This window comes from Pseudomonas sp. GW822-FHT02E03 (assembly GCF_058802325.1).
Window position 1 is genome coordinate 15,730 of the sequence record NZ_JBXAOA010000032.1, and the last position, 20,054, is coordinate 35,783.

General features: G+C 57.2%; 23 protein-coding genes and 1 tRNA gene. 19 read left to right on the plus strand and 5 right to left on the minus strand.

Annotated features, from left to right (window positions below):
• Window positions 1–2: 2 nt before the first annotated feature.
• Both AC1RQB_RS20990 and AC1RQB_RS20995 read right to left on the minus strand, forming a co-directional pair.
• Entirely contained in the window at window positions 3–293 is a 291-nt protein-coding gene (locus AC1RQB_RS20990; protein WP_063340422.1) for a DUF1654 domain-containing protein, read from the minus strand.
• 162 nt (window positions 294–455) lie between these two features.
• On the minus strand, window positions 456–1,544 hold the full coding sequence (locus AC1RQB_RS20995; protein ID WP_063340421.1) for an asparaginase: 1,089 nt from the start codon (window positions 1,542–1,544) through the stop codon (window positions 456–458).
• Window positions 1,545–1,880: 336 nt separating this feature from the next.
• Between AC1RQB_RS20995 and AC1RQB_RS21000 the strand changes: the two genes are divergently transcribed.
• The 8 genes from AC1RQB_RS21000 to AC1RQB_RS21035 all read left to right on the plus strand — a co-directional run bounded on the left by AC1RQB_RS21000 (window position 1,881) and on the right by AC1RQB_RS21035 (window position 9,513).
• Window positions 1,881–2,333 (plus strand): hypothetical protein, encoded by a 453-nt coding sequence (locus tag AC1RQB_RS21000; protein ID WP_063340420.1) that lies wholly within the window; start codon window positions 1,881–1,883, stop codon window positions 2,331–2,333.
• A gap of 179 nt (window positions 2,334–2,512) precedes the next feature.
• Complete coding sequence (locus tag AC1RQB_RS21005; protein ID WP_008075878.1) at window positions 2,513–3,469, plus strand: sugar ABC transporter substrate-binding protein; 957 nt, start codon at window positions 2,513–2,515, stop codon at window positions 3,467–3,469.
• A gap of 56 nt (window positions 3,470–3,525) precedes the next feature.
• Window positions 3,526–5,079 carry a sugar ABC transporter ATP-binding protein gene (locus AC1RQB_RS21010; RefSeq protein ID WP_063340419.1) on the plus strand — a complete coding sequence of 518 codons (1,554 nt, stop codon included), beginning with the start codon at window positions 3,526–3,528 and terminating at the stop codon, window positions 5,077–5,079.
• Window positions 5,076–6,053 carry an ABC transporter permease gene (locus tag AC1RQB_RS21015; RefSeq protein ID WP_007905898.1) on the plus strand — a complete coding sequence of 326 codons (978 nt, stop codon included), beginning with the start codon at window positions 5,076–5,078 and terminating at the stop codon, window positions 6,051–6,053. The genes AC1RQB_RS21010 and AC1RQB_RS21015 overlap by 4 nt, the downstream gene beginning before the upstream one ends.
• 3 nt (window positions 6,054–6,056) lie before the next feature.
• On the plus strand, window positions 6,057–7,076 hold the full coding sequence (locus tag AC1RQB_RS21020; RefSeq protein ID WP_008075873.1) for a LacI family DNA-binding transcriptional regulator: 1,020 nt from the start codon (window positions 6,057–6,059) through the stop codon (window positions 7,074–7,076).
• 56 nt (window positions 7,077–7,132) lie between these two features.
• Window positions 7,133–8,050, plus strand: coding sequence for a ribokinase (rbsK, locus tag AC1RQB_RS21025; RefSeq protein ID WP_063340418.1), 918 nt, complete (start codon window positions 7,133–7,135; stop codon window positions 8,048–8,050).
• Window positions 8,047–8,451 (plus strand): D-ribose pyranase, encoded by a 405-nt coding sequence (gene rbsD, locus AC1RQB_RS21030; RefSeq protein WP_008075869.1) that lies wholly within the window; start codon window positions 8,047–8,049, stop codon window positions 8,449–8,451. The genes rbsK and rbsD overlap by 4 nt, the downstream gene beginning before the upstream one ends.
• A 33-nt stretch (window positions 8,452–8,484) precedes the next feature.
• Window positions 8,485–9,513 (plus strand): nucleoside hydrolase, encoded by a 1,029-nt coding sequence (locus AC1RQB_RS21035; RefSeq protein WP_063340417.1) that lies wholly within the window; start codon window positions 8,485–8,487, stop codon window positions 9,511–9,513.
• Between the two features lie 38 nt (window positions 9,514–9,551).
• On the opposite strand, the gene AC1RQB_RS21040 is transcribed toward AC1RQB_RS21035, so the two are convergent.
• A complete protein-coding gene (locus AC1RQB_RS21040; RefSeq protein WP_063340416.1) occupies window positions 9,552–9,758 on the minus strand; it encodes a hypothetical protein in 207 nt (68 codons plus the stop codon).
• Window positions 9,759–9,889: 131 nt separating this feature from the next.
• On the opposite strand from AC1RQB_RS21040, the gene AC1RQB_RS21045 reads away from it, so the two are divergent.
• Both AC1RQB_RS21045 and AC1RQB_RS21050 read left to right on the plus strand, forming a co-directional pair.
• Entirely contained in the window at window positions 9,890–10,195 is a 306-nt protein-coding gene (locus AC1RQB_RS21045; protein WP_008075867.1) for a hypothetical protein, read from the plus strand.
• Window positions 10,196–10,360: 165 nt separating this feature from the next.
• A complete protein-coding gene (locus tag AC1RQB_RS21050; protein ID WP_008075866.1) occupies window positions 10,361–10,678 on the plus strand; it encodes an I78 family peptidase inhibitor in 318 nt (105 codons plus the stop codon).
• 72 nt (window positions 10,679–10,750) lie between these two features.
• On the opposite strand, the gene AC1RQB_RS21055 is transcribed toward AC1RQB_RS21050, so the two are convergent.
• The gene (locus AC1RQB_RS21055; RefSeq protein ID WP_003179963.1) at window positions 10,751–10,963 is read right to left on the minus strand and encodes a cold-shock protein; all 213 of its coding nucleotides are present in this window, start codon (window positions 10,961–10,963) and stop codon (window positions 10,751–10,753) included.
• 290 nt (window positions 10,964–11,253) lie between these two features.
• Window positions 11,254–11,556, minus strand: coding sequence for a hypothetical protein (locus tag AC1RQB_RS21060; RefSeq protein WP_007905881.1), 303 nt, complete (start codon window positions 11,554–11,556; stop codon window positions 11,254–11,256).
• Window positions 11,557–11,930: 374 nt separating this feature from the next.
• Between AC1RQB_RS21060 and thrS the strand changes: the two genes are divergently transcribed.
• From thrS to AC1RQB_RS21105, 9 genes are all read left to right on the plus strand, one after another.
• Window positions 11,931–13,853, plus strand: coding sequence for a threonine--tRNA ligase (thrS, locus tag AC1RQB_RS21065; protein ID WP_008007259.1), 1,923 nt, complete (start codon window positions 11,931–11,933; stop codon window positions 13,851–13,853).
• Window positions 13,853–14,404, plus strand: a complete 552-nt coding sequence (gene infC, locus AC1RQB_RS21070; protein WP_172435341.1) for a translation initiation factor IF-3 — start codon at window positions 13,853–13,855, stop codon at window positions 14,402–14,404. The genes thrS and infC overlap by 1 nt, the downstream gene beginning before the upstream one ends.
• 60 nt (window positions 14,405–14,464) lie before the next feature.
• Complete coding sequence (gene rpmI / locus AC1RQB_RS21075) at window positions 14,465–14,659, plus strand: 50S ribosomal protein L35 (protein ID WP_002553160.1); 195 nt, start codon at window positions 14,465–14,467, stop codon at window positions 14,657–14,659.
• A gap of 28 nt (window positions 14,660–14,687) precedes the next feature.
• Entirely contained in the window at window positions 14,688–15,044 is a 357-nt protein-coding gene (rplT, locus tag AC1RQB_RS21080; protein WP_007905879.1) for a 50S ribosomal protein L20, read from the plus strand.
• A 109-nt stretch (window positions 15,045–15,153) separates the two neighbouring features.
• A complete protein-coding gene (gene pheS, locus AC1RQB_RS21085) occupies window positions 15,154–16,170 on the plus strand; it encodes a phenylalanine--tRNA ligase subunit alpha (RefSeq protein WP_007905876.1) in 1,017 nt (338 codons plus the stop codon).
• Between the two features lie 26 nt (window positions 16,171–16,196).
• On the plus strand, window positions 16,197–18,575 hold the full coding sequence (gene pheT / locus AC1RQB_RS21090; RefSeq protein ID WP_063340415.1) for a phenylalanine--tRNA ligase subunit beta: 2,379 nt from the start codon (window positions 16,197–16,199) through the stop codon (window positions 18,573–18,575).
• Window positions 18,576–18,578: 3 nt separating this feature from the next.
• Window positions 18,579–18,881: an integration host factor subunit alpha gene (gene ihfA / locus AC1RQB_RS21095; RefSeq protein WP_002553164.1), complete on the plus strand. Its 303-nt coding sequence runs from the start codon at window positions 18,579–18,581 to the stop codon at window positions 18,879–18,881.
• Window positions 18,862–19,218, plus strand: a complete 357-nt coding sequence (locus AC1RQB_RS21100; protein WP_003179985.1) for a MerR family transcriptional regulator — start codon at window positions 18,862–18,864, stop codon at window positions 19,216–19,218. Before ihfA ends, AC1RQB_RS21100 begins: the two co-directional genes overlap by 20 nt.
• Before the next feature lie 89 nt (window positions 19,219–19,307).
• Window positions 19,308–19,384: transfer RNA gene (locus AC1RQB_RS21105), tRNA-Pro, on the plus strand.
• Window positions 19,385–20,054: the final 670 nt, after the last annotated feature.

A 20,054-nucleotide genomic window follows, 5' to 3' on the forward strand; every position in this document is an offset into this window, starting at 1 on the left:
ACTCAGTCTTCCTTTGGCACAACCCAGAAAATCTGCACACCGCCATCGTCGCGATGGGCGAGGGTGACGTTATCGTTCTCGTCGATTTCTTCGAGCAAGCGTTCCCACTCATCCACCGGTTCATCTGGAAGACGGAAGATCAGTGCCGCTTTGGCTTTTTGAGCGGTGGGGGAATTGATGATTTTCTGAATGCGCATACCCAGGCGTTCATAGGTATCAGGAGAGACAGAGGTGGTGGCCACGGAATTATCCTTATTAAGCTGTACGGACATACAGTATTTAACTGTAAGCATTTTCGCAACTGCTTAAAATTCAAGAAAATCCTCTGACAGTAGTTTTTTCCGTTTGGTGTAGGACGATGGGAAATTTTTTATCGGAATAGGTCGTGAACCACTCACCAAGGCTGGCGAGTGGTGGCAGCGATGCCCGACCAGAACAGGTCGGGCGAGGGCGGATCAGTATTCCCAGAACATCCGTTGCAGCTCTTTGCTGTCGTTGGTCTTGGTCAGCGCGACCATGGCCAGGATGCGGGCTTTTTGCGGGTTCAGGTCGTTAGCCACAACCCAGTCGTACTTGTCGTCAGGCTGTTCGGCGTTACGCAGTACGAAACCACCGGCGTTGACGTGGGAAGAACGAATGATTTGTACGCCGTCCTTGCGCAGGGCTTGCAGGGCGGGAACCACGCGGGACGAGACCGAGCCATTGCCGGTACCGGCGTGGATGATGGCTTTGGCGCCCGATTGAGCCAGGGCTTTGTAGGCGGTGTCGCTGACGTTGCCATAGGAATAGGCGATTTCGACGTCAGCCAGGCTCTTGATGGTTTTGATGTCGAATTCCGAATCCATGGTGTGGCGCTTGGCTGGCAAGCGGAACCAGTAGGATTTGCCTTCGACCACCATGCCCAGTGGGCCCCAGGCACTTTTGAACGCCTCGGTCTTGATGTTGATCATTTTGCTGACATCGCGACCCGACTGGATTTCATCGTTCATGGTCACCAGTACGCCTTTGCCGCGCGCGTCTTTGCTGCTGGCCACGGCGACGGCGTTGTACAGGTTCAGCATGCCGTCGGCCGACATGGCGGTGCCAGGGCGCATGGAGCCTACGACGATGATCGGCTTGTCGGTTTTTTCCACCAGATTGAGGAAGTAAGCGGTTTCTTCCAGCGTGTCGGTGCCGTGGGTGATGACAATGCCATCGACGTCTTTGCTGTCGGCCAGTTCAGCCACGCGACGGCCCAGTTGCAGCAGGTTGTCGTTGGTGATGCTTTCGGATGCGATCTGCATGACCTGTTCGCCGCGAACGTTGGCCAATTGGCTTAGTTCCGGAACCCCTGCGATCAGCTGCTCGATACCGACTTTCGCCGCTTGATAGGTGGCGCTGTTGGCGGCACTGGCACCCGCGCCGGCGATGGTGCCGCCGGTGGCCAGGATCACCACGTTCGCCAGTTTCTGTTTTGTTTCGACTTCTTTTGCCTGAAGGGCGGTGGGCAGAAGCAATAGCAGGGCCAAAGCGCCCGGAATAAAAGTGTTGAAGGCAGATTTCATTATTGTTTTCTCTCGTAGTGAAACGTTGCGGATGCAGGTTCATCTAGACACGCCCCCAAGCAGATCTGAACGCCGGGGGTGTAGGAGAAGAGCAGGATCTGTACCAGCCTGATATTCAACAATAAGATCTTTTAACCATATGATTTTTATATGAATTATTGAAACGTCTGGAAAAGTATTCGCACTTGGGTGTCCGGGTTTCCGAACAGATGTAGCTTTTACGTTCGGCTCTCCGACCCTCATTGAGACAGTCGACTTGCAAAATCGGAAATCAGTGCTAAAGAAATCCCCGCACAGGTCGATGCTCCTCTAAAGGGATCTTTTCCAGGAGTTCATATGTCGTTTACTGTCGGTTTTCCAAATGCAGGTGCCATCACTATCGCGGGCAAGTCTCCGGCGACTATCAACGCCTTGAGTGAAGCGACGTCCGACGCCTCAGCCCAAACGCTGGGTGAAGAGGCAGGTAGTGACAACCAAGTCAGAACCGGTGGCGGTGCGCAGACTCAGGGCGAACCCAAATCCGAAAAAAGCAGCAATCAAAGTATTGCGGTGCAGGTACTGCTCAAGCGCATGCAGGAACTGCAGCAGCAACTGCGCGAACAGCAGCAGCAACTGGCGGCCGCTCAGGCAGCGAATTACCCGACTCCGGAAGCCAAAGCCACCGCGGTCATGTCGATTCAGGGGCAAATCGCCGATACCAGCGGTGCGCTCGCGCAAGTGACAGGCAATCTGGTCAAAGAGCTGGCCAAGGGTTCCAGCAGTGGCAGTCTGGTCAGCACCACAGCGTGATGTAAAAGGGTTGGCTTTTGCCAACCGAGACACAGAACGGGTCGTTGACAAATCTCGATAGGGTTCGCATAGTTCGGTCTACGCAAACGTTTGCGCGGTCGCCCTTGATGGCTTGATCCCGTAAGGGCAGAGTCCAGCGCAAGCATTGCTCAGAATAATCATAAGATCGGAGTGAACCCATGAAGCTGCCATTCGCTGGACGTCTTCTCGCTGTCGCAATGCTGGCTGCCGCATCCGCTGCGTTGCCCGTCTCTTCGGCTTTCGCCGAAACCCCTGAAAAACCTAAAGTCGCATTGGTCATGAAATCCCTGGCCAACGAATTCTTCCTGACTATGGAAGACGGCGCCAAGGCCTACCAGAAAGACCACTCCGGCGACTTCGAACTGATCTCCAACGGCATCAAGGACGAGACGGACACGGCCGGCCAGACGCGCATCGTCGAGCAAATGATTTTGTCCAAAGTCAACGCATTGGTCATCGCTCCGGCAGACTCCAAGGCCATGGTTCCGGTCATCAAGAAAGCAGTCGATGCCGGCATCACCGTGATCAACATCGATAACCAGCTGGACCCGGCCGTGGTCAAAAGCAAAAACATCACCGTTCCGTTCGTAGGTCCGGACAACCGCAAAGGCGCGCGTCTGGTGGGTGAGTACCTGGCCAAACAGCTGAAGGCTGGTGACGAAGTCGGCATCATCGAAGGCGTTTCCACCACCACCAACGCCCAGCAGCGTACGGCTGGCTTCAAGGATGCGATGGAGGCGGCGCAGATCAAAGTCGTGTCCCTGCAGTCCGGCGATTGGGAAATCGACAAGGGCGGCAAGGTTGCCTCTTCGATGCTCAGCGAATACCCGAACATCAAGGCCCTGCTGGCCGGCAACGACAGTATGGCGGTCGGCGCAGTATCTGCCGTGCGCGCGGCGGGCAAGGCCGGCAAGGTGCAGGTGGTTGGTTACGACAACATCAACGCCATCAAGCCAATGCTCAAGGATGGCCGCGTCCTGGCCACCGCCGACCAGTTCGCTGCCCGCCAAGCGGTATTCGGCATCGAGACGGCGCTGAAAATCATCAAGGGTGAGACGGTCGATAGCGGCGCCAACGGCGTCATCGAAACTCCGGTAGAGCTGGTTACCAAGTAGTCTTTCTGGCGACACAACGGTGCTCGCCTCCTGGGGCGAGCACATGGAGAGTTTTTATGTCAGTTTGCGCCCCGAACGCTGTCCTCTCGGTCAGCGGTATCGGTAAAACCTATGCCCAACCTGTCCTCACCGGTATTGACCTGACACTGATGCGTGGTGAAGTGCTGGCGCTGACCGGCGAAAACGGTGCCGGTAAAAGTACGCTGTCGAAAATCATTGGTGGACTGGTCGCGCCGACCACCGGCCAGATGCGATTCCAGGGGCGGGATTACCGTCCAGGCAGCCGGAGCCAGGCCGAAGAGCTGGGCATCCGCATGGTCATGCAAGAACTCAATCTGTTGCCGACGTTGTCGGTGGCGGAAAACCTGTTTCTCGACAACCTGCCCAGCCACGGTGGCTGGATCAGCCGCAAGCAACTGCGCAAGGCGGCGATCGAGGCCATGGCCCAGGTCGGCTTGGACGCCATCGATCCAGATACGTTGGTCGGCGAACTGGGTATCGGCCATCAGCAAATGGTGGAGATCGCCCGCAATCTGATCGGCGATTGCCACGTGCTGATTCTCGACGAGCCGACAGCAATGCTCACGGCCCGTGAAGTTGAAATGCTCTTCGAGCAGATCACTCGCCTGCAAGCGCGTGGCGTGTCGATCATCTACATTTCCCACCGCCTCGAAGAACTGGCTCGGGTAGCCCAGCGCATCGCGGTATTGCGCGACGGCAACCTGGTCTGCGTCGAGCCGATGGCCAATTACAACAGCGAGCAACTGGTCACCTTGATGGTCGGCCGTGAATTGGGCGAGCACATCGACATGGGGCCGCGCAAGATCGGCGCGCCGGCCTTGACGGTCAAAGGGCTGACCCGTTCCGACAAAGTCCGCGACGTGTCTTTCGAAGTGCGCGCCGGCGAAATTTTCGGAATTTCCGGTTTGATCGGGGCAGGGCGCACCGAGTTACTGCGCCTGATCTTCGGCGCCGATACAGCTGACAGCGGCACCGTCGCGCTGGGGGCGTCGGCTCAGGTGGTGAGTATTCGTTCGCCGGCCGACGCGGTCGGTCACGGCATCGCCCTGATCACTGAAGACCGCAAAGGCGAAGGCCTGCTGCTGACGCAATCGATCAGCGCCAACATCGCCTTGGGCAATATGCCGGTGATTTCCAGCGGTGGCTTCGTCAACAACGGTGACGAGATGTCTCTGGCCCAGCGTCAGATCAACGCCATGCGCATTCGCAGTTCCAGCCCGACGCAACTGGTATCGGAACTGTCCGGCGGTAATCAGCAGAAAGTCGTGATCGGCCGTTGGCTGGAGCGCGACTGTACGGTGATGCTGTTCGACGAGCCGACCCGTGGCATCGACGTCGGCGCCAAGTTCGATATCTACGCATTACTCGGTGAGTTGACCCGTCAGGGCAAAGCGCTGGTAGTGGTGTCCAGCGACTTGCGCGAACTGATGCTGATCTGCGATCGCATCGGTGTGCTGTCGGCAGGGCGTCTGATTGACACCTTCGAGCGTGACAGCTGGACCCAGGATGATTTGCTTGCCGCCGCTTTCGCCGGCTACCAAAAACGTGATGCGCTGTTCAACGAAGCAGCGCCTAGGGATCTTCCATGAATACTGCATCTTTGGCCGGCAAACGTAGTGGCAATTTTTACGGCCTCGGCACTTATCTGGGCCTGGCCGGTGCCTTGCTGGCGATGGTCGCGCTGTTCTCGGTCTTGAGCAGCCATTTCCTGTCCTACGACACCTTCAGCACCCTGGCCAACCAGATTCCCGATTTGATGGTGCTGGCGGTCGGCATGACCTTCGTATTGATCATCGGCGGTATCGACTTGTCGGTGGGGTCGGTACTGGCGCTCGCGGCCTCGGCGGTCAGCGTGGCGATTCTCGGTTGGGGCTGGAGCGTCTTGCCTGCGGCCTTGCTCGGCATGGCGGTGGCGGCATTGGCCGGGACCATCACCGGCTCGATCACCGTGGCCTGGCGGATTCCGTCGTTCATCGTGTCCCTCGGCGTGCTGGAAATGGCGCGGGGCCTGGCGTATCAAATGACCGGTTCGCGCACCGCCTACATCGGTGATGCCTTCGCCTGGCTGTCCAACCCGATCGCCTTCGGCATCTCCCCGTCGTTCATCATTGCCTTGCTGATTATCTTCATCGCCCAGGCCGTGCTGACGCGTACGGTGTTCGGTCGTTACCTGATCGGCATCGGCACCAACGAAGAAGCAGTGCGTCTGGCGGGGATCAATCCGAAGCCCTACAAGATCCTGGTCTTCAGCCTGATGGGGCTGTTGGCCGGTATCGCTGCGTTGTTTCAGATTTCGCGCCTGGAAGCGGCGGACCCGAATGCCGGCTCCGGTCTGGAGCTGCAGGTGATCGCCGCGGTCGTGATCGGCGGCACCAGCCTGATGGGCGGGCGCGGCTCGGTCATCAGCACTTTCTTTGGCGTCCTTATCATCTCGGTACTGGCGGCCGGTCTGGCGCAGATCGGCGCGACCGAACCCACCAAACGCATCATCACCGGTGCGGTGATCGTGGTGGCGGTGGTGCTTGATACTTATCGCAGTCAGCGCGCAAGCCGGCGGACCTGAGTCATGGCAACAATCAAGGATGTAGCGGCACTCGCGGGCATTTCCTACACCACGGTTTCCCATGTGGTGAACAAGACGCGGCCGGTCAGTGAGGAAGTACGGGTCAAGGTCGAGGCGGCGATCAAAAGCCTCGACTACGTGCCCAGTGCCGTGGCCCGGTCGTTGAAAGCGAAAACCACCGCGACCATCGGCCTGCTGGTGCCCAACAGCCTCAACCCGTACTTCGCCGAGTTGGCCCGAGGCATCGAGGATTACTGCGAGCGCAACGGCTATTGCGTCATCCTCTGCAACTCCGACGACAACCCGGACAAGCAACGCAGCTACCTTCGCGTGTTGCTGGAAAAACGCATTGACGGCCTGATCGTTGCCTCAGCCGGGGGGGATAGCGGTCTGGCCGAAGGTCTGGCGGGTGTGCGTACGCCGATGGTAATCGTCGACCGTGGGCTCGAAGGTCTCGATGCCGATCTGGTGCGCATCGATCATGAATACGGTGCCTACCTGGCGACCCGGCACCTGCTGGATCTGGGGCATCGGGACATCGCCACGATTGGCGGGCCGGCGAGTACCAGCGTGGCGCAGATGCGTCTGGCCGGTTATTGCCGCGCCTTGAAAGAGGCAGGCGTCGAAGTGCCGCGCGAGCGCATGCTGGAAAGCGACTTCACCAGCACTGGTGGTTACAACGCCGCCGCGATACTGCTGGAAAACAACCCGCCCAGCGCGATCTTCGCCGGTAACGACATGATTGGCATCGGTGTGTTGCGCGCCGCTGCCGAGCGCAATATTCGTGTGCCCACCGAGTTGTCGGTGATCGGCTTCGACGACATCCAGATGAGCCGTTACGTCTATCCGGCGCTGACCACCGTTGGTCAATCGATCCTGCAGCTTGGCGAGATGGCGGCCGAAGTGCTGTTGCGCAGGATTGCCACGCCGGATCTGGCAACCGATCAGCGCATCGTGACGCCCAATATTGTCCTGCGCGAATCGACTGCGCCGCTGGCCAGTGTGTTCGCCCAATTCCGCTAAACAAAAAGTACCGCTGAAACCGAAAGTACCGCAGAAACAGAATTGACGAGTGATGTATGCCAGCAAAAGTAGTGGTAATAGGCAGCCTGAACATGGACCTGGTAACCCGGGCACCACGGCTGCCCCGTGGTGGTGAAACGCTGATCGGCAAATCGTTTGCCACGGTTTCCGGCGGCAAGGGCGCGAACCAGGCCGTGGCTGCGGCGCGGCTGGGGGCGCAAGTGTCGATGGTCGGTTGTGTCGGCAACGACGCCTATGGCGAAGCACTGCGCGGGGCGTTGTTGGCCGAGCAAATCGATTGCCAGGCGGTCAGCACGGTCGAAGATTCCAGTGGCGTAGCGTTGATCGTGGTCGATGACAACAGTCAGAACGCGATCGTGATTGTTGCCGGTGCCAACGGTGCGCTCACGCCCGAAGTGATCGACCGTTTCGACGCGGTGTTACAAGCAGCGGATGTCATCATCTGTCAGCTGGAAGTACCGGATGCCACGGTCGGCCATGCTCTGAAGCGCGGTCGTGAGCTGGGTAAAACCGTGATTCTCAATCCGGCGCCGGCCAGTCGCCCGCTGCCGGTGGATTGGTATGCGGCCATCGATTACCTGATCCCCAACGAAAGCGAAGCCTCGGTCCTGAGCGGTTTGCCGGTGGACTCCCTGAGCACCGCCGAAACCGCCGCCACCCGCTTGATCGCCATGGGCGCCGGCAAAGTGATCATCACCCTGGGTTCTCAAGGATCACTGTTCGCCGATGGCCAACGCTTCGAGCATTTTCCGGCAGCGAAAGTGAAGGCGGTCGATACCACCGCAGCCGGCGACACGTTCGTCGGTGGTTTCGCCGCGGCGTTGGCGGCTGGCAAGGGCGAGGCCGATGCGATCCGTTTCGGCCAGGTCGCCGCAGCGCTGTCGGTCACCCGGGCTGGCGCGCAACCTTCGATTCCCACCTTGTCCGACGTACAGGCCTTTAAAGCACCATGAAAAAGACTCCTTTGCTCAACGTCGCGCTGTCGCGGCTGATCGCCTCCCTGGGCCATGGCGACACGGTGGTGATCGGCGATGCCGGCCTACCGGTTCCGCCCGGCGTCGAATTGATCGACCTGGCCTTGACTCACGGGATTCCGGATTTCGTCAGTACCTTGAAGGTTGTACTGAGCGAAATGCAGGTCGAAAGCCATGTGCTGGCCCATGAGATTCTGGACAAGAAACCGTCGGCCTTGGGCACGCTGGATGAGCTGAATGCCGACGGTGCGCTGGGTCGGCGCGAGCTGCTCAGTCATGACCAATTCAAAGTGCTCAGCCGACAAGCACGGGCGATTATTCGTACAGGCGAATGTCAGCCGTACTGCAACATCGTTTTGGTGGCTGGAGTAACGTTCTAACTTTCAGTTCTTCCCACGCACAAGGAGTGCCCTATGCAACGCTATGCTCAGAAACTGCACCATCTGCTTCGGAGTCTGCTGCTTTTGTCCCTGATTACCGCAACAAGCGCCCAAGCGGCGGAAAAGATCGACCTGATCATCGACACCGATCCGGGGGCCGATGATGTGGTCGCCCTGTTGTTTGCCCTGGCATCGCCGGACGAGTTGAATATTCGTGCGCTGACCACCGTTGCGGGCAACGTGCGTCTGGACAAGACTTCGCGTAATGCGCGTCTCGCCCGCGAGTGGGCAGGGCGCGAGGAGGTGCCTGTTTACGCGGGCGCGCCGAAACCAATGATGCGCACGCCGATTTATGCCGAGAACATCCACGGCAAGGAAGGCCTGTCGGGTGTCACGGTGCACGAACCGAAGAAAGGCCTGGCCGAAGGCAATGCGGTCAATTATCTGATTGATACCCTGAAGACCGCCAAACCCCACAGCATCACCATCGCCATGCTCGGTCCACAGACCAACCTGGCGCTGGCGCTGATCCAGGAGCCTGAAATCGTTCAGGGCATCAAGGAAGTGGTGATCATGGGCGGTGCGCATTTCAATGGCGGCAACATTACCCCGGTGGCCGAATTCAACCTGTTCGCCGACCCTCAGGCTGCGGAAGTGGTGCTCAAAAGTGGCGTCAAGCTGACCTACCTGCCGCTGGACGTGACCCACAAGATCCTGACCAGTGAAGCGCGCCTGAAGCAAATCGCCGCTCTGAACAACAATGCCAGCAAACTGGTGGGCGATATTCTCAATGAATACGTCAAAGGCGACATGGAGCATTACGGCATTCCGGGTGGCCCGGTGCATGACGCTACAGTCATCGCTTACCTGCTCAAGCCGGAGCTGTTCACCGGGCGTTCGGTCAACGTAGTGGTTGATAGTCGCGAAGGGCCGACCTTCGGCCAGACCATTGTCGACTGGTATGACGGGCTGAAGGCGCCGAAAAATGCCTTCTGGGTTGAAAGCGGCGACGCTCAGGGCTTCTTCGACCTGTTGACCCAGCGTCTGTCTCGTTTGAAGTAAGTCATTGGCCCGCAGGTGTCAGCCTGCGGGTTTTTGCGTTACTCGGTCTCTGTTGCGCCCTTATAGTCGGCGGGGTACTTCTCGAGAACCTGTTTGATGAATGTCTGTGCGGCTTGTGTACCCAGTTCCTTGACCAGCAAATCGATACCAATGATTGCCAGCTCTTCCGGGCTACCCGGGCTGTAAGAGCTGTGGCCTTGTGGCCACTTGGCTTTGATGTCGGCGTCGATGCTTACGGTGGTCATGATGGCGCTCGTGAAGTCGGAAAGGCTGAGTATCGAGTTAACCATTTTGCGCGGCGTTTGGCACTCCGACTTAGGCATGAGGGGAGGGCTATGCGACACTTGGTCTTTGACGAATTTTCAAGGACCGTGCTGTGCAGATCGATTTGAACACTCCTGACGGCTTGACCCTCGAAGCGGTGCGTCAGCTGCTGGCCTCTGCTAGCGACGATGAACACACCCAGCTGCGGGTCACCAAGGGCGGCATCGCCTACATTTCGTCGGGTATTGTGGGCGGTACGGACATCGACGGGTTGCTGTTTCGCCTGGAGACCTGGGCCAAGGGCTCCGGTTATGTCGGATTGGTCGCGGCCAGCGACGAGGTCTGGGTGATGCAGATTTTCAATGCGCTCAAGGAGAACTGGCCGAAACCGCCTTTCGACTACATCGACGTTTATTGAGCGCCATTCATATTCAGTCACGATTGAGTGATGAACGGCATGCCGATGCTCAGGCACACTCGCCGCTGCCCGGATCGAGGGCAGGGCGATAGCGCCCGCTCTGAAACCAAACGCCAAAATGGCGGTCGCACGATCTCAGCTTAACTATTGAAAAAAGGAGGCTTCATGCCTTGGAAGCTCGCGTCATTGGGTACTTTGTTGGCCGCCACTCTGCTGGCCGGTTGCAGCAGTACGTCCACCGAGTCGGCAAAGGACCCCGTGGCGACCGATACCGGCCACAGCCGTTGTGAAGCCAAAGCTGCCGAATTCACCATTGGCAAAAAGGCTTCGCCCCAATTGCTGGAGCAGGCACGTACCCGCTCAGGCGCGCAGAATGCCCGGTTCCTCAAGCCTGATGACATGGTGACCCTGGAATACCGCTCCGATCGCCTGAACCTGAACACCGACAACAACCTGGTGGTCACCCGCGTCAATTGCGGCTGATTGCTTCAGGCTTTTGTTTCGGCCATAAAAAACCCCGTCACATGGACGGGGTTTTTTTAGTGCGCCAGAAAATTACTCTGGGCGGACTTGTGCAGCTTGCATACCCTTTTGGCCTTTCTCAGCCACGAAGGAAACGGTCTGGCCTTCTTTCAGGCTTTTGAAACCGTCGCTTTCGATAGCTTTGAAGTGTACGAACAGGTCGTCACCGCCACCTTGAGGAGTGATGAAGCCGAAGCCTTTTTCATCGTTGAACCATTTAACGGTGCCGGTTTGGCGATTAGACATGGTGTATCTCCAAGAAACATATATTTTCAGTAGTACTGTGCTGCTCAGGCCAACTGGGCACACCGGAGTATCATAGTCGAAATGTTCGCTTTGGGAGCCCCCCGGGTGTGCTGTTTGCCCTTCAGTAGCGTTTGCTTTGTTGCTTCGTGTGGCTGAAAGCCCCGGTTTAAAAGGCTTTCAGCCGAAAGTAAAGACAATAAAAAAAGCTGTAAAACCTGCATAAATCGTACGAAAAAGCTTAAATCCGGCCCTTTTTATCAGCGATGGGCCGAGTCACAAGGACTTTTTTCTCACTTTTTCGCCGGTGCATTGGCCTTGCATTTGGCGATCTGGCCCAGTGCCTTCTGTTGCAGTTCCGGGCTGGCCTTGTTGTCCATCAACGACTGAATGTCGCTGGCCGGGTACGATTTGATAGCGTCGGCACCACATGCGCAGTGTGACTTGGCTGCCGCAGCGCCGATCTGCGGAGTGGCCGCCTGAGTGCACTGAGCCATGTATTTCTCGCGCTCGCCCTTTGGCCAATCGGCATGGGCAGCCAGCGGCAGCAACAGGACGACGGGTGCGACGATGGCGAATAAACGATTCAGACGCATGCTGGGATGCTCCTTTTGGGTCAATGTCTTGTTATCTGAGGGGTAAAGCAGGGTTCAAGTTCAGCACTCTGGCATAAAAATGCGTGATTTGCCCCGGCAGAAAACCTTGCCACCGCGACGACCGTTCATCTGTGCTAGCATGCCTCGCTCGGGCGTTTGCAAGCTCCGGATGACCTTCAGTCCCGGCAGCGGCGGCGGCTCGAATAACCCTGATTTGAATCCCAGTCACTCTGGTTCGGTTTTCCGGTTGGCCGCAAGGCTCCTGCCGCTGTAAGGCAGGCGTTCGTCATTGAATGGCCTGGATCGGATCTTGTACTGGCTCATCCCAACCCACGTGACCTTTGGTAGGGGTCACCACTAGGAGAGGAGGCGCCATGCCAACTATTACTCTTCCCGACGGCAGTCAACGTTCATTCGATCACCCGGTTTCCGTAGCCGAGGTCGCCGCATCCATTGGTGCCGGTCTGGCCAAGGCCACCGTGGCCGGCAAAGTCAATGGCAAGCTGGTCGACGCCAGCGACATCATCGATAGCGATTCCTCGCTGCAAATCATTACGCCAAAGGATGAAGAGGGGCTGGAGATCATTCGCCACTCTTGCGCCCACCTGGTTGGCCACGCGGTCAAGCAGCTGTACCCGACGGCCAAGATGGTCATCGGTCCGGTCATCGACGAAGGCTTCTATTACGACATCGCCTTCGAGCGTCCTTTCACACCGGACGACCTGGCTGCCATCGAACAGCGTATGCAGCAGCTGATCGAAAAAGATTACGACGTGATCAAAAAAGTCACTCCGCGCGCCGAAGTGATCGAAGTGTTCAAGGCCCGCGGCGAAGACTACAAGCTGCGTCTGGTCGAAGACATGCCGAACGAGCAGGCCATGGGGCTGTACTATCACGAAGAATACGTCGACATGTGCCGCGGTCCGCACGTGCCGAATACCCGCTTCCTGAAATCCTTCAAGCTGACCAAGCTGTCCGGCGCCTACTGGCGTGGCGATGCCAAGAACGAGCAATTGCAGCGCGTTTACGGCACCGCATGGGCGGACAAGAAGCAGCTGGCGGCTTACATCCAGCGCATCGAAGAAGCTGAAAAGCGCGATCACCGCAAGATCGGCAAGCGTCTGGGCCTGTTCCACACCCAGGAAGAGTCGCCGGGCATGGTGTTCTGGCACCCGAACGGCTGGACTTTGTACCAGGTGCTCGAGCAATACATGCGCAAGGTTCAGCGCGACAACGGCTATCTGGAGATCAAAACTCCACAAGTCGTTGACCGCAGCCTGTGGGAGAAATCCGGGCACTGGGCCAACTACGCCGACAACATGTTTACCACTCAGTCGGAAAACCGCGACTACGCCATCAAGCCGATGAACTGCCCGTGCCACGTGCAGGTGTTCAATCAGGGCCTGAAAAGCTACCGCGAGCTGCCGATGCGTCTGGCCGAGTTCGGTGCCTGCCACCGTAACGAGCCGTCTGGTGCACTGCACGGCATCATGCGCGTTCGTGCCTTCACTCAGGACGATGCTCACATCTTCTGTACTGAAGAGCAGATGCAGGCCGAATCCGCTGCGTTCATCAAGCTGACCATGGACGTCTATGCCGACTTCGGCTTCAAAGATGTCGAGATGAAGCTGTCCACTCGTCCGGAAAAACGCGTCGGTTCCGACGAACTGTGGGACCGCGCAGAAGCTGCACTGGCTGCAGCCCTTGATAGCGCTGGCTTGCCGTACGATCTGCAGCCGGGCGAGGGTGCGTTCTACGGTCCGAAGATCGAGTTCTCGCTGAAAGATTGCCTCGGCCGCGTCTGGCAATGTGGTACCCTTCAGCTCGATTTTAACCTGCCTGTCCGTCTGGGAGCCGAATACGTCTCTGAAGACAACAGTCGCAAGCACCCGGTTATGTTGCACCGGGCGATCCTGGGCTCCTTCGAACGTTTCGTCGGAATCCTGATCGAGCACTACGAGGGTGCATTCCCCGCGTGGCTGGCTCCGACCCAGGCAGTGATCATGAATATCACTGATAAACAGGCTGATTTTGCCGCTGAGGTTGAAAAAACCCTCAATGAAAGCGGATTTCGTGCCAAGTCTGACTTGAGAAATGAAAAGATCGGCTTTAAAATCCGCGAGCATACTTTGCTCAAGGTTCCCTATCTCTTGGTTATCGGAGATCGGGAAGTCGAGATGCAGACTGTCGCTGTGCGTACTCGTGAAGGTGCTGACCTGGGCTCGATGCCCGTCGCCCAGTTCGCTGAGTTTCTCGCGCAAGCGGTTTCCCGGCGTGGTCGCCCAGATTCGGAGTAATTATTATTAAGCGTGAAATGAGACAAGATAAACGAGCTGCACCGAAAGCCCCGATCAACGAGAATATCTCGGCACGCGAGGTTCGGTTAATTGGAGCTGAAGGTGAACAGCTTGGGATTGTGTCAATTGAAGACGCGCTTCTTAAGGCTGAAGAGGCCAAACTGGATTTGGTGGAAATTTCCGCCGATGCAGTACCCCCTGTTTGCAAACTGATGGACTACGGCAAATCGATCTTCGAGAAGAAGAAGCAGATTGCCGCGGCCAAGAAAAACCAGAAGCAGATTCAGGTTAAAGAAATCAAGTTTCGTCCAGGGACGGAGGAAGGGGATTACCAGGTAAAACTGCGCAACCTGGTACGTTTCCTGAGTGATGGGGACAGGGCCAAGGTATCCTTGCGATTCCGCGGCCGTGAGATGGCCCACCAGGAGCTGGGGATGGAACTCCTCAAGCGAGTTGAAGGTGACTTGCTCGAGTACGGTTCGGTCGAACAGCATCCTAAGATGGAAGGACGCCAGCTGATCATGGTCATCGCCCCGAAAAAGAAGAAGTAATCAATAGGGCACGGCAGGCCTTCTGATTATGTTTATCAACTGAATGCGGAGTATCCGAACATGCCAAAAATGAAAACTAAAAGTGGTGCTGCTAAGCGGTTTTTGAAAACTGCTAACGGTATCAAGCACAAGCACGCTTTCAAGAGCCACATCCTGACTAAAATGTCGACCAAGCGTAAGCGTCAACTGCGCGGTAGCAGCTTGCTGCATCCGTCTGACGTGGCAAAAGTCGAGCGCATGCTGCGCCTTCGTTAATTTTAGTCAAGAATAGAGGAAGTAACTCATGGCTCGTGTAAAGCGTGGCGTCATTGCCCGTAAACGTCACAAAAAAATTCTGAAACTTGCTAAAGGCTACTACGGCGCTCGCTCGCGCGTATTCCGTGTTGCCAAGCAAGCGGTAATCAAGGCAGGCCAATACGCCTACCGTGACCGTCGTCAGAAAAAACGTCAGTTCCGCGCTCTGTGGATCGCTCGTATCAACGCTGGTGCACGTATCAACGGTCTGTCCTACAGCCGTTTCATCGCCGGCCTGAAAAAAGCGTCCATCGAGATCGACCGTAAGGTTCTGGCTGATCTGGCAGTGAACGAAAAAGCGGCGTTTGCTGCGATTGTCGAGAAAGCTAAAGCCACCTTGGCTTAAGTACCCCCGACAGTCACCCGGCCTCACCTCTGTGGGGCCAGGTGTTAAACGTCATAAATAGGGGAAGAGCCTTCAAGCTCTTCCCCTATTTTGTATCTGGAGTCTGTACATGGAAAACCTGGATGCGCTCGTCTCTCAAGCACTAGAGGCTGTGCAAAGCGCTGAAGATATCAATGCCCTGGAGCAAATCCGGGTTCACTACCTTGGCAAAAAGGGCGAATTGACTCAGGTGATGAAGACCCTGGGGAATTTGCCGGCAGAAGAGCGCCCGCAAGTCGGCGCGCTGATCAACGTTGCCAAGGAGCGTGTCACAGAGGTTCTCAATGCCCGCAAGGCACTGTTTGAAGAGGCCGACCTGGCTGCCAAACTGTCCGCCGAGTCCATTGACGTGACCCTGCCTGGCCGCGGTCAGACCTCCGGTGGTCTGCATCCGGTTACTCGCACTCTGGAACGTATCGAACAGTTCTTCACCCACATCGGCTACGGCATTGCCGAAGGCCCTGAGGTCGAAGACGACTATCACAACTTCGAAGCGCTCAACATCCCAGGCCATCACCCGGCCCGGTCGATGCATGACACCTTCTATTTCAATGCCAACATGTTGCTGCGCACCCATACCTCGCCGGTACAGGTCCGCACCATGGAATCGAAACAGCCGCCGATCCGCATCGTCTGCCCAGGCCGTGTGTACCGTAGCGACTCCGATATCACTCACTCCCCGATGTTTCACCAGGTCGAAGGCCTGCTGGTCGACCGCGATATCAATTTCGCCGACCTGAAAGGCACCATCGAAGAGTTCCTGCGCGTGTTCTTCGAAAAAGAACTGGCCGTGCGTTTCCGTCCTTCGTACTTCCCGTTCACCGAGCCATCCGCTGAAGTCGACATGGAATGCGTGATGTGCAGCGGTAAAGGTTGTCGTGTCTGCAAGCAGACTGGCTGGCTGGAAGTCATGGGCTGCGGCATGGTTCATCCGAACGTGCTGCGCATGTCCGGGATCGACCCGGAAGAGTTTTCGGGCTTTGCCTTCGGCATGGGCGTTGAGCGTCTGGCCATGCTGCGTTACGGCGTGAACGACTTGCGTCTGTTCTTCGACAACGACTTGCGGTTCCTCGCGCAATTTCGCTAGTCGTAACGAATTCTTAGGAGAGCAGGATGAAATTCAGTGAACAATGGCTGCGTGGCTGGGTAAGCCCGCAGGTAAGTCGCGACGAGCTGGTTGCTCGTCTGTCGATGGCCGGTCTTGAGGTCGATAGCGTTACGCCGGCCGCCGGTGAATTCAGTGGTGTGGTGGTGGGCGAGGTGCTGAGCACCGAGCAACACCCGGACGCCGACAAGTTGCGTGTTTGCCAGGTCTGCAATGGCTCGGAGACTTTCCAGGTCGTGTGCGGTGCGCCAAACGTGCGCCCGGGCCTGAAGATCCCGTTCGCCATGATCGGTGCCGAACTGCCGGGCGACTTCAAAATCAAGAAAGCCAAGCTGCGTGGCGTTGAATCCAACGGCATGCTGTGCTCCCAGGCCGAGCTGCAAATCGGCGAAGGCAACGATGGCCTGATGGAATTGCCGGCCGATGCGCCGGTAGGTCAGGACATTCGTGAGTACCTGAGCCTTGATGACGCCAGCATCGAGGTCGATCTGACCCCGAACCGCGGTGACTGCCTGTCGCTGGCCGGTCTGGCCCGCGAAGTCGGCGCGCTTTATGCTGCCCAAGTCGTGCGCCCGATGATTGCCAGCGTTCCGGCCGTGCACGATGAAGTGCGTTCGATTGAAGTACTGGCACCGGCCGCGTGCCCGCGTTACCTGGGTCGTGTGATCCGTAACGTCGACCTGTCCAAGCCTACGCCGCTGTGGATGGTCGAGCGTCTGCGTCGTGCCGACGTGCGCAGCATCGACGCTGCCGTCGACATCACCAACTACGTGATGCTGGAGCTGGGTCAGCCGCTGCACGCGTTTGATCTCGCCGAAATCAATGGCGGCATCCGCGTACGCATGGCCGAAGAAGGCGAGAAGCTGGTGCTGCTCGACGGTCAGGAAGTCAGCCTGCGTAGCGATACGCTGGTGATCGCCGACCACGCTCGCGCGCTGGCCATTGCTGGCGTGATGGGTGGCGAGCACAGCGGTGTGTCCGCAACCACTCGTGATGTATTCCTGGAAAGCGCGTTCTTCGACCAGATTGCTGTCGCTGGCAAGGCTCGTTCCTACGGCCTGCACACCGATGCCTCGCACCGCTACGAGCGTGGCGTGGACTGGAAGCTGGCCCGTGAAGCCATGGAGCGCGCCACTGGCCTGCTGCTGGAAATCACCGGTGGCGAAGCCGGTCCGATCATCGAAACCGTCAGCGAGCAGCACCTGCCGTCGATCGCGCCGATCACCCTGCGTGCCCAGCGCATCACCCAGATGCTGGGCATGGAAATGGATTCGGCCGAAGTCGAGCGTCTGCTCAGCGCTTTGGGCCTGACCATTACCGCCGATGGGGCAGGGCAGTGGCGCGTAGAAGTGCCAAGCTTCCGTTTCGATATCAGCCTGGAAGTCGACCTGATCGAAGAGCTGGCCCGTCTGTACGGTTACAACCGTCTGCCGGTTCGCTACCCGCAAGCCCGTCTGGCGCCGCAAGCCAAAGCCGAAGCGCGTAGCGATCTGCCTGAACTGCGTCGTTTGCTGGTGGCCCGTGGTTACCAGGAAGCGATCACTTACAGCTTCATCGATCCGAAACAATTCGAGTTGTTTAATCCGGGTGTCGAGCCGCTGCTGCTGGCTAACCCGATTTCCAACGACATGGCTGCCATGCGTTCGTCCCTGTGGCCTGGTCTGGTCAAGGCGCTTCAGCACAACCTGAACCGTCAGCAGGATCGCGTGCGTCTGTTCGAAAGCGGCCTGCGCTTCGTCGGTCAGCTGGAAGGCCTGAAGCAAGAGCCGATGTTGGCCGGTGTGGTGTGCGGTAGCCGTCTGCCGGAAGGTTGGGCACAAGGTCGCGATGTCGTGGATTTCTTCGACGTCAAAGCCGATGTGGAAGCGGTACTGGGCTTCGCCGGTGCGCTGGATTCATTCACTTTCGTGCCGGGCAAACACCCAGCATTGCACCCGGGTCAAACCGCGCGCATCGAACGTGAAGGCCGTTTGGTAGGTTTTGTTGGCGCGATCCACCCTGAATTGTCGAAAACCCTCGGTCTCGACCGTCCGGTCTTCGTATTCGAGCTGGTTCTGGCCGAAGTGGCGTTGGGCAAAATGCCTAAATTCCAGGAGTTATCGCGCTTTCCTGAAGTGCGTCGTGACCTTGCACTGCTGGCGGATAAAGACGTTGCGGCCACTGCCGTACTGGACGTAATCCGTGAAAATGCAGGTGAATGGCTGACAGACCTCAGGCTATTTGACGTGTATCAGGGTAAAGGCATTGATCCGCATAGAAAAAGCCTTGCAGTTGGCTTGACCTGGCAGCATCCATCGCGCACTCTTAATGACGATGAGGTGAATACCACGACGCAAAACATCCTCACCTCGCTCGAACAAAGGTTGAACGCCACGTTAAGGAAGTGACGTATGGGGGCTTTGACGAAAGCTGAGATGGCGGAACGTCTGTATGAAGAGCTGGGCCTGAACAAGCGGGAGGCCAAGGAATTGGTCGAACTGTTTTTTGAAGAAATCAGGCACGCTCTTGAAGACAACGAACAAGTCAAATTGTCCGGTTTCGGCAATTTCGACCTTCGGGACAAACGCCAGCGGCCTGGCCGCAATCCGAAAACGGGAGAAGAAATCCCGATCACGGCTCGCCGTGTGGTCACCTTTCGTCCAGGGCAGAAGTTGAAGGCCCGAGTTGAGGCTTATGCTGGAACCAAGTCATAACGACGAGCTACCCGTCATCCCGGGCAAACGCTACTTCACCATTGGTGAAGTCAGCGAGCTATGTGCCGTAAAACCGCACGTGCTGCGCTACTGGGAGCAGGAGTTTCCTCAACTCAACCCCGTCAAACGCCGCGGAAACCGCCGGTATTATCAGCGCCAGGACGTGCTGATGATCCGGCAGATCCGCGCGCTTCTTTACGATCAGGGGTTTACCATCGGCGGCGCACGCTTGCGTTTGTCCGGCGATGAAGCCAAAGACGACACCACCCAATACAAACAAATGATCCGCCAGATGATTGCCGAGCTTGAAGATGTTCTGGTGGTTCTCAAGAAATAAATTCCTGCTTTTAAATACTTCCAGTTTTCAAAAGCTTGCGATATATTCTTGAGCGTTCCTCGAGATGAGGGACAGATACAACGCCTAGTCGGGGCGTAGCGCAGTCCGGTAGCGCACTAGCATGGGGTGCTAGGGGTCGAGTGTTCGAATCACTCCGTCCCGACCATATTTTTCAATGACTTAGCCCAATCTGAAACGATTGGGCTTTTTCATGTCTGAAAAATACCCCCACATTTACCCCCACAAGATTTTTCGGCCATTTGTCGCGGGGCAGTCCCGCATGTGGCTTCTCCGGTTCGAGTTCCGCCCAGTGCGCCCACTGAGCGCCTGGAAGCGACGGAAATAGGGATCTTTGGCCGTTTTTTTGTTTTATAGATCCCATTCCATCCAGCCATAGCTTAAGTGGGCACTCGAGTACACCATTTGCTCCTCATTTCGCGATCTCTTGTCCATCAACCATCAACCATCAACCATCAACCATCAACTTCGTGTTGGTTTGCCTAGTCGTATGCACAAGGAAATGATCCTCGTGAAATCAAATGGAAGGGGTATGCGTTACCTACTTTTTCATAGGTTCGAACCGCGAGAAATGATCAGGTTGGATAATTGAACTCCTGCGCGTCCGCCAAAATTTTTCAGGTTTTTTTTTGTTTCTGCCTCCCTTCAGCCCATATTTTTGATGTTGGCTTTGGATGGTGCGCTGTGCACTCCTTGTAGTGGTCTATTATCACCGGGGTAGGTTACCAGTCGGTGTTTATCATGCCCTAGATGGTGGGGCAGATCCTGATCCAGCGCACACTCAACCAGATTATTGGTCAGCTAAATTGAGGAGGCCG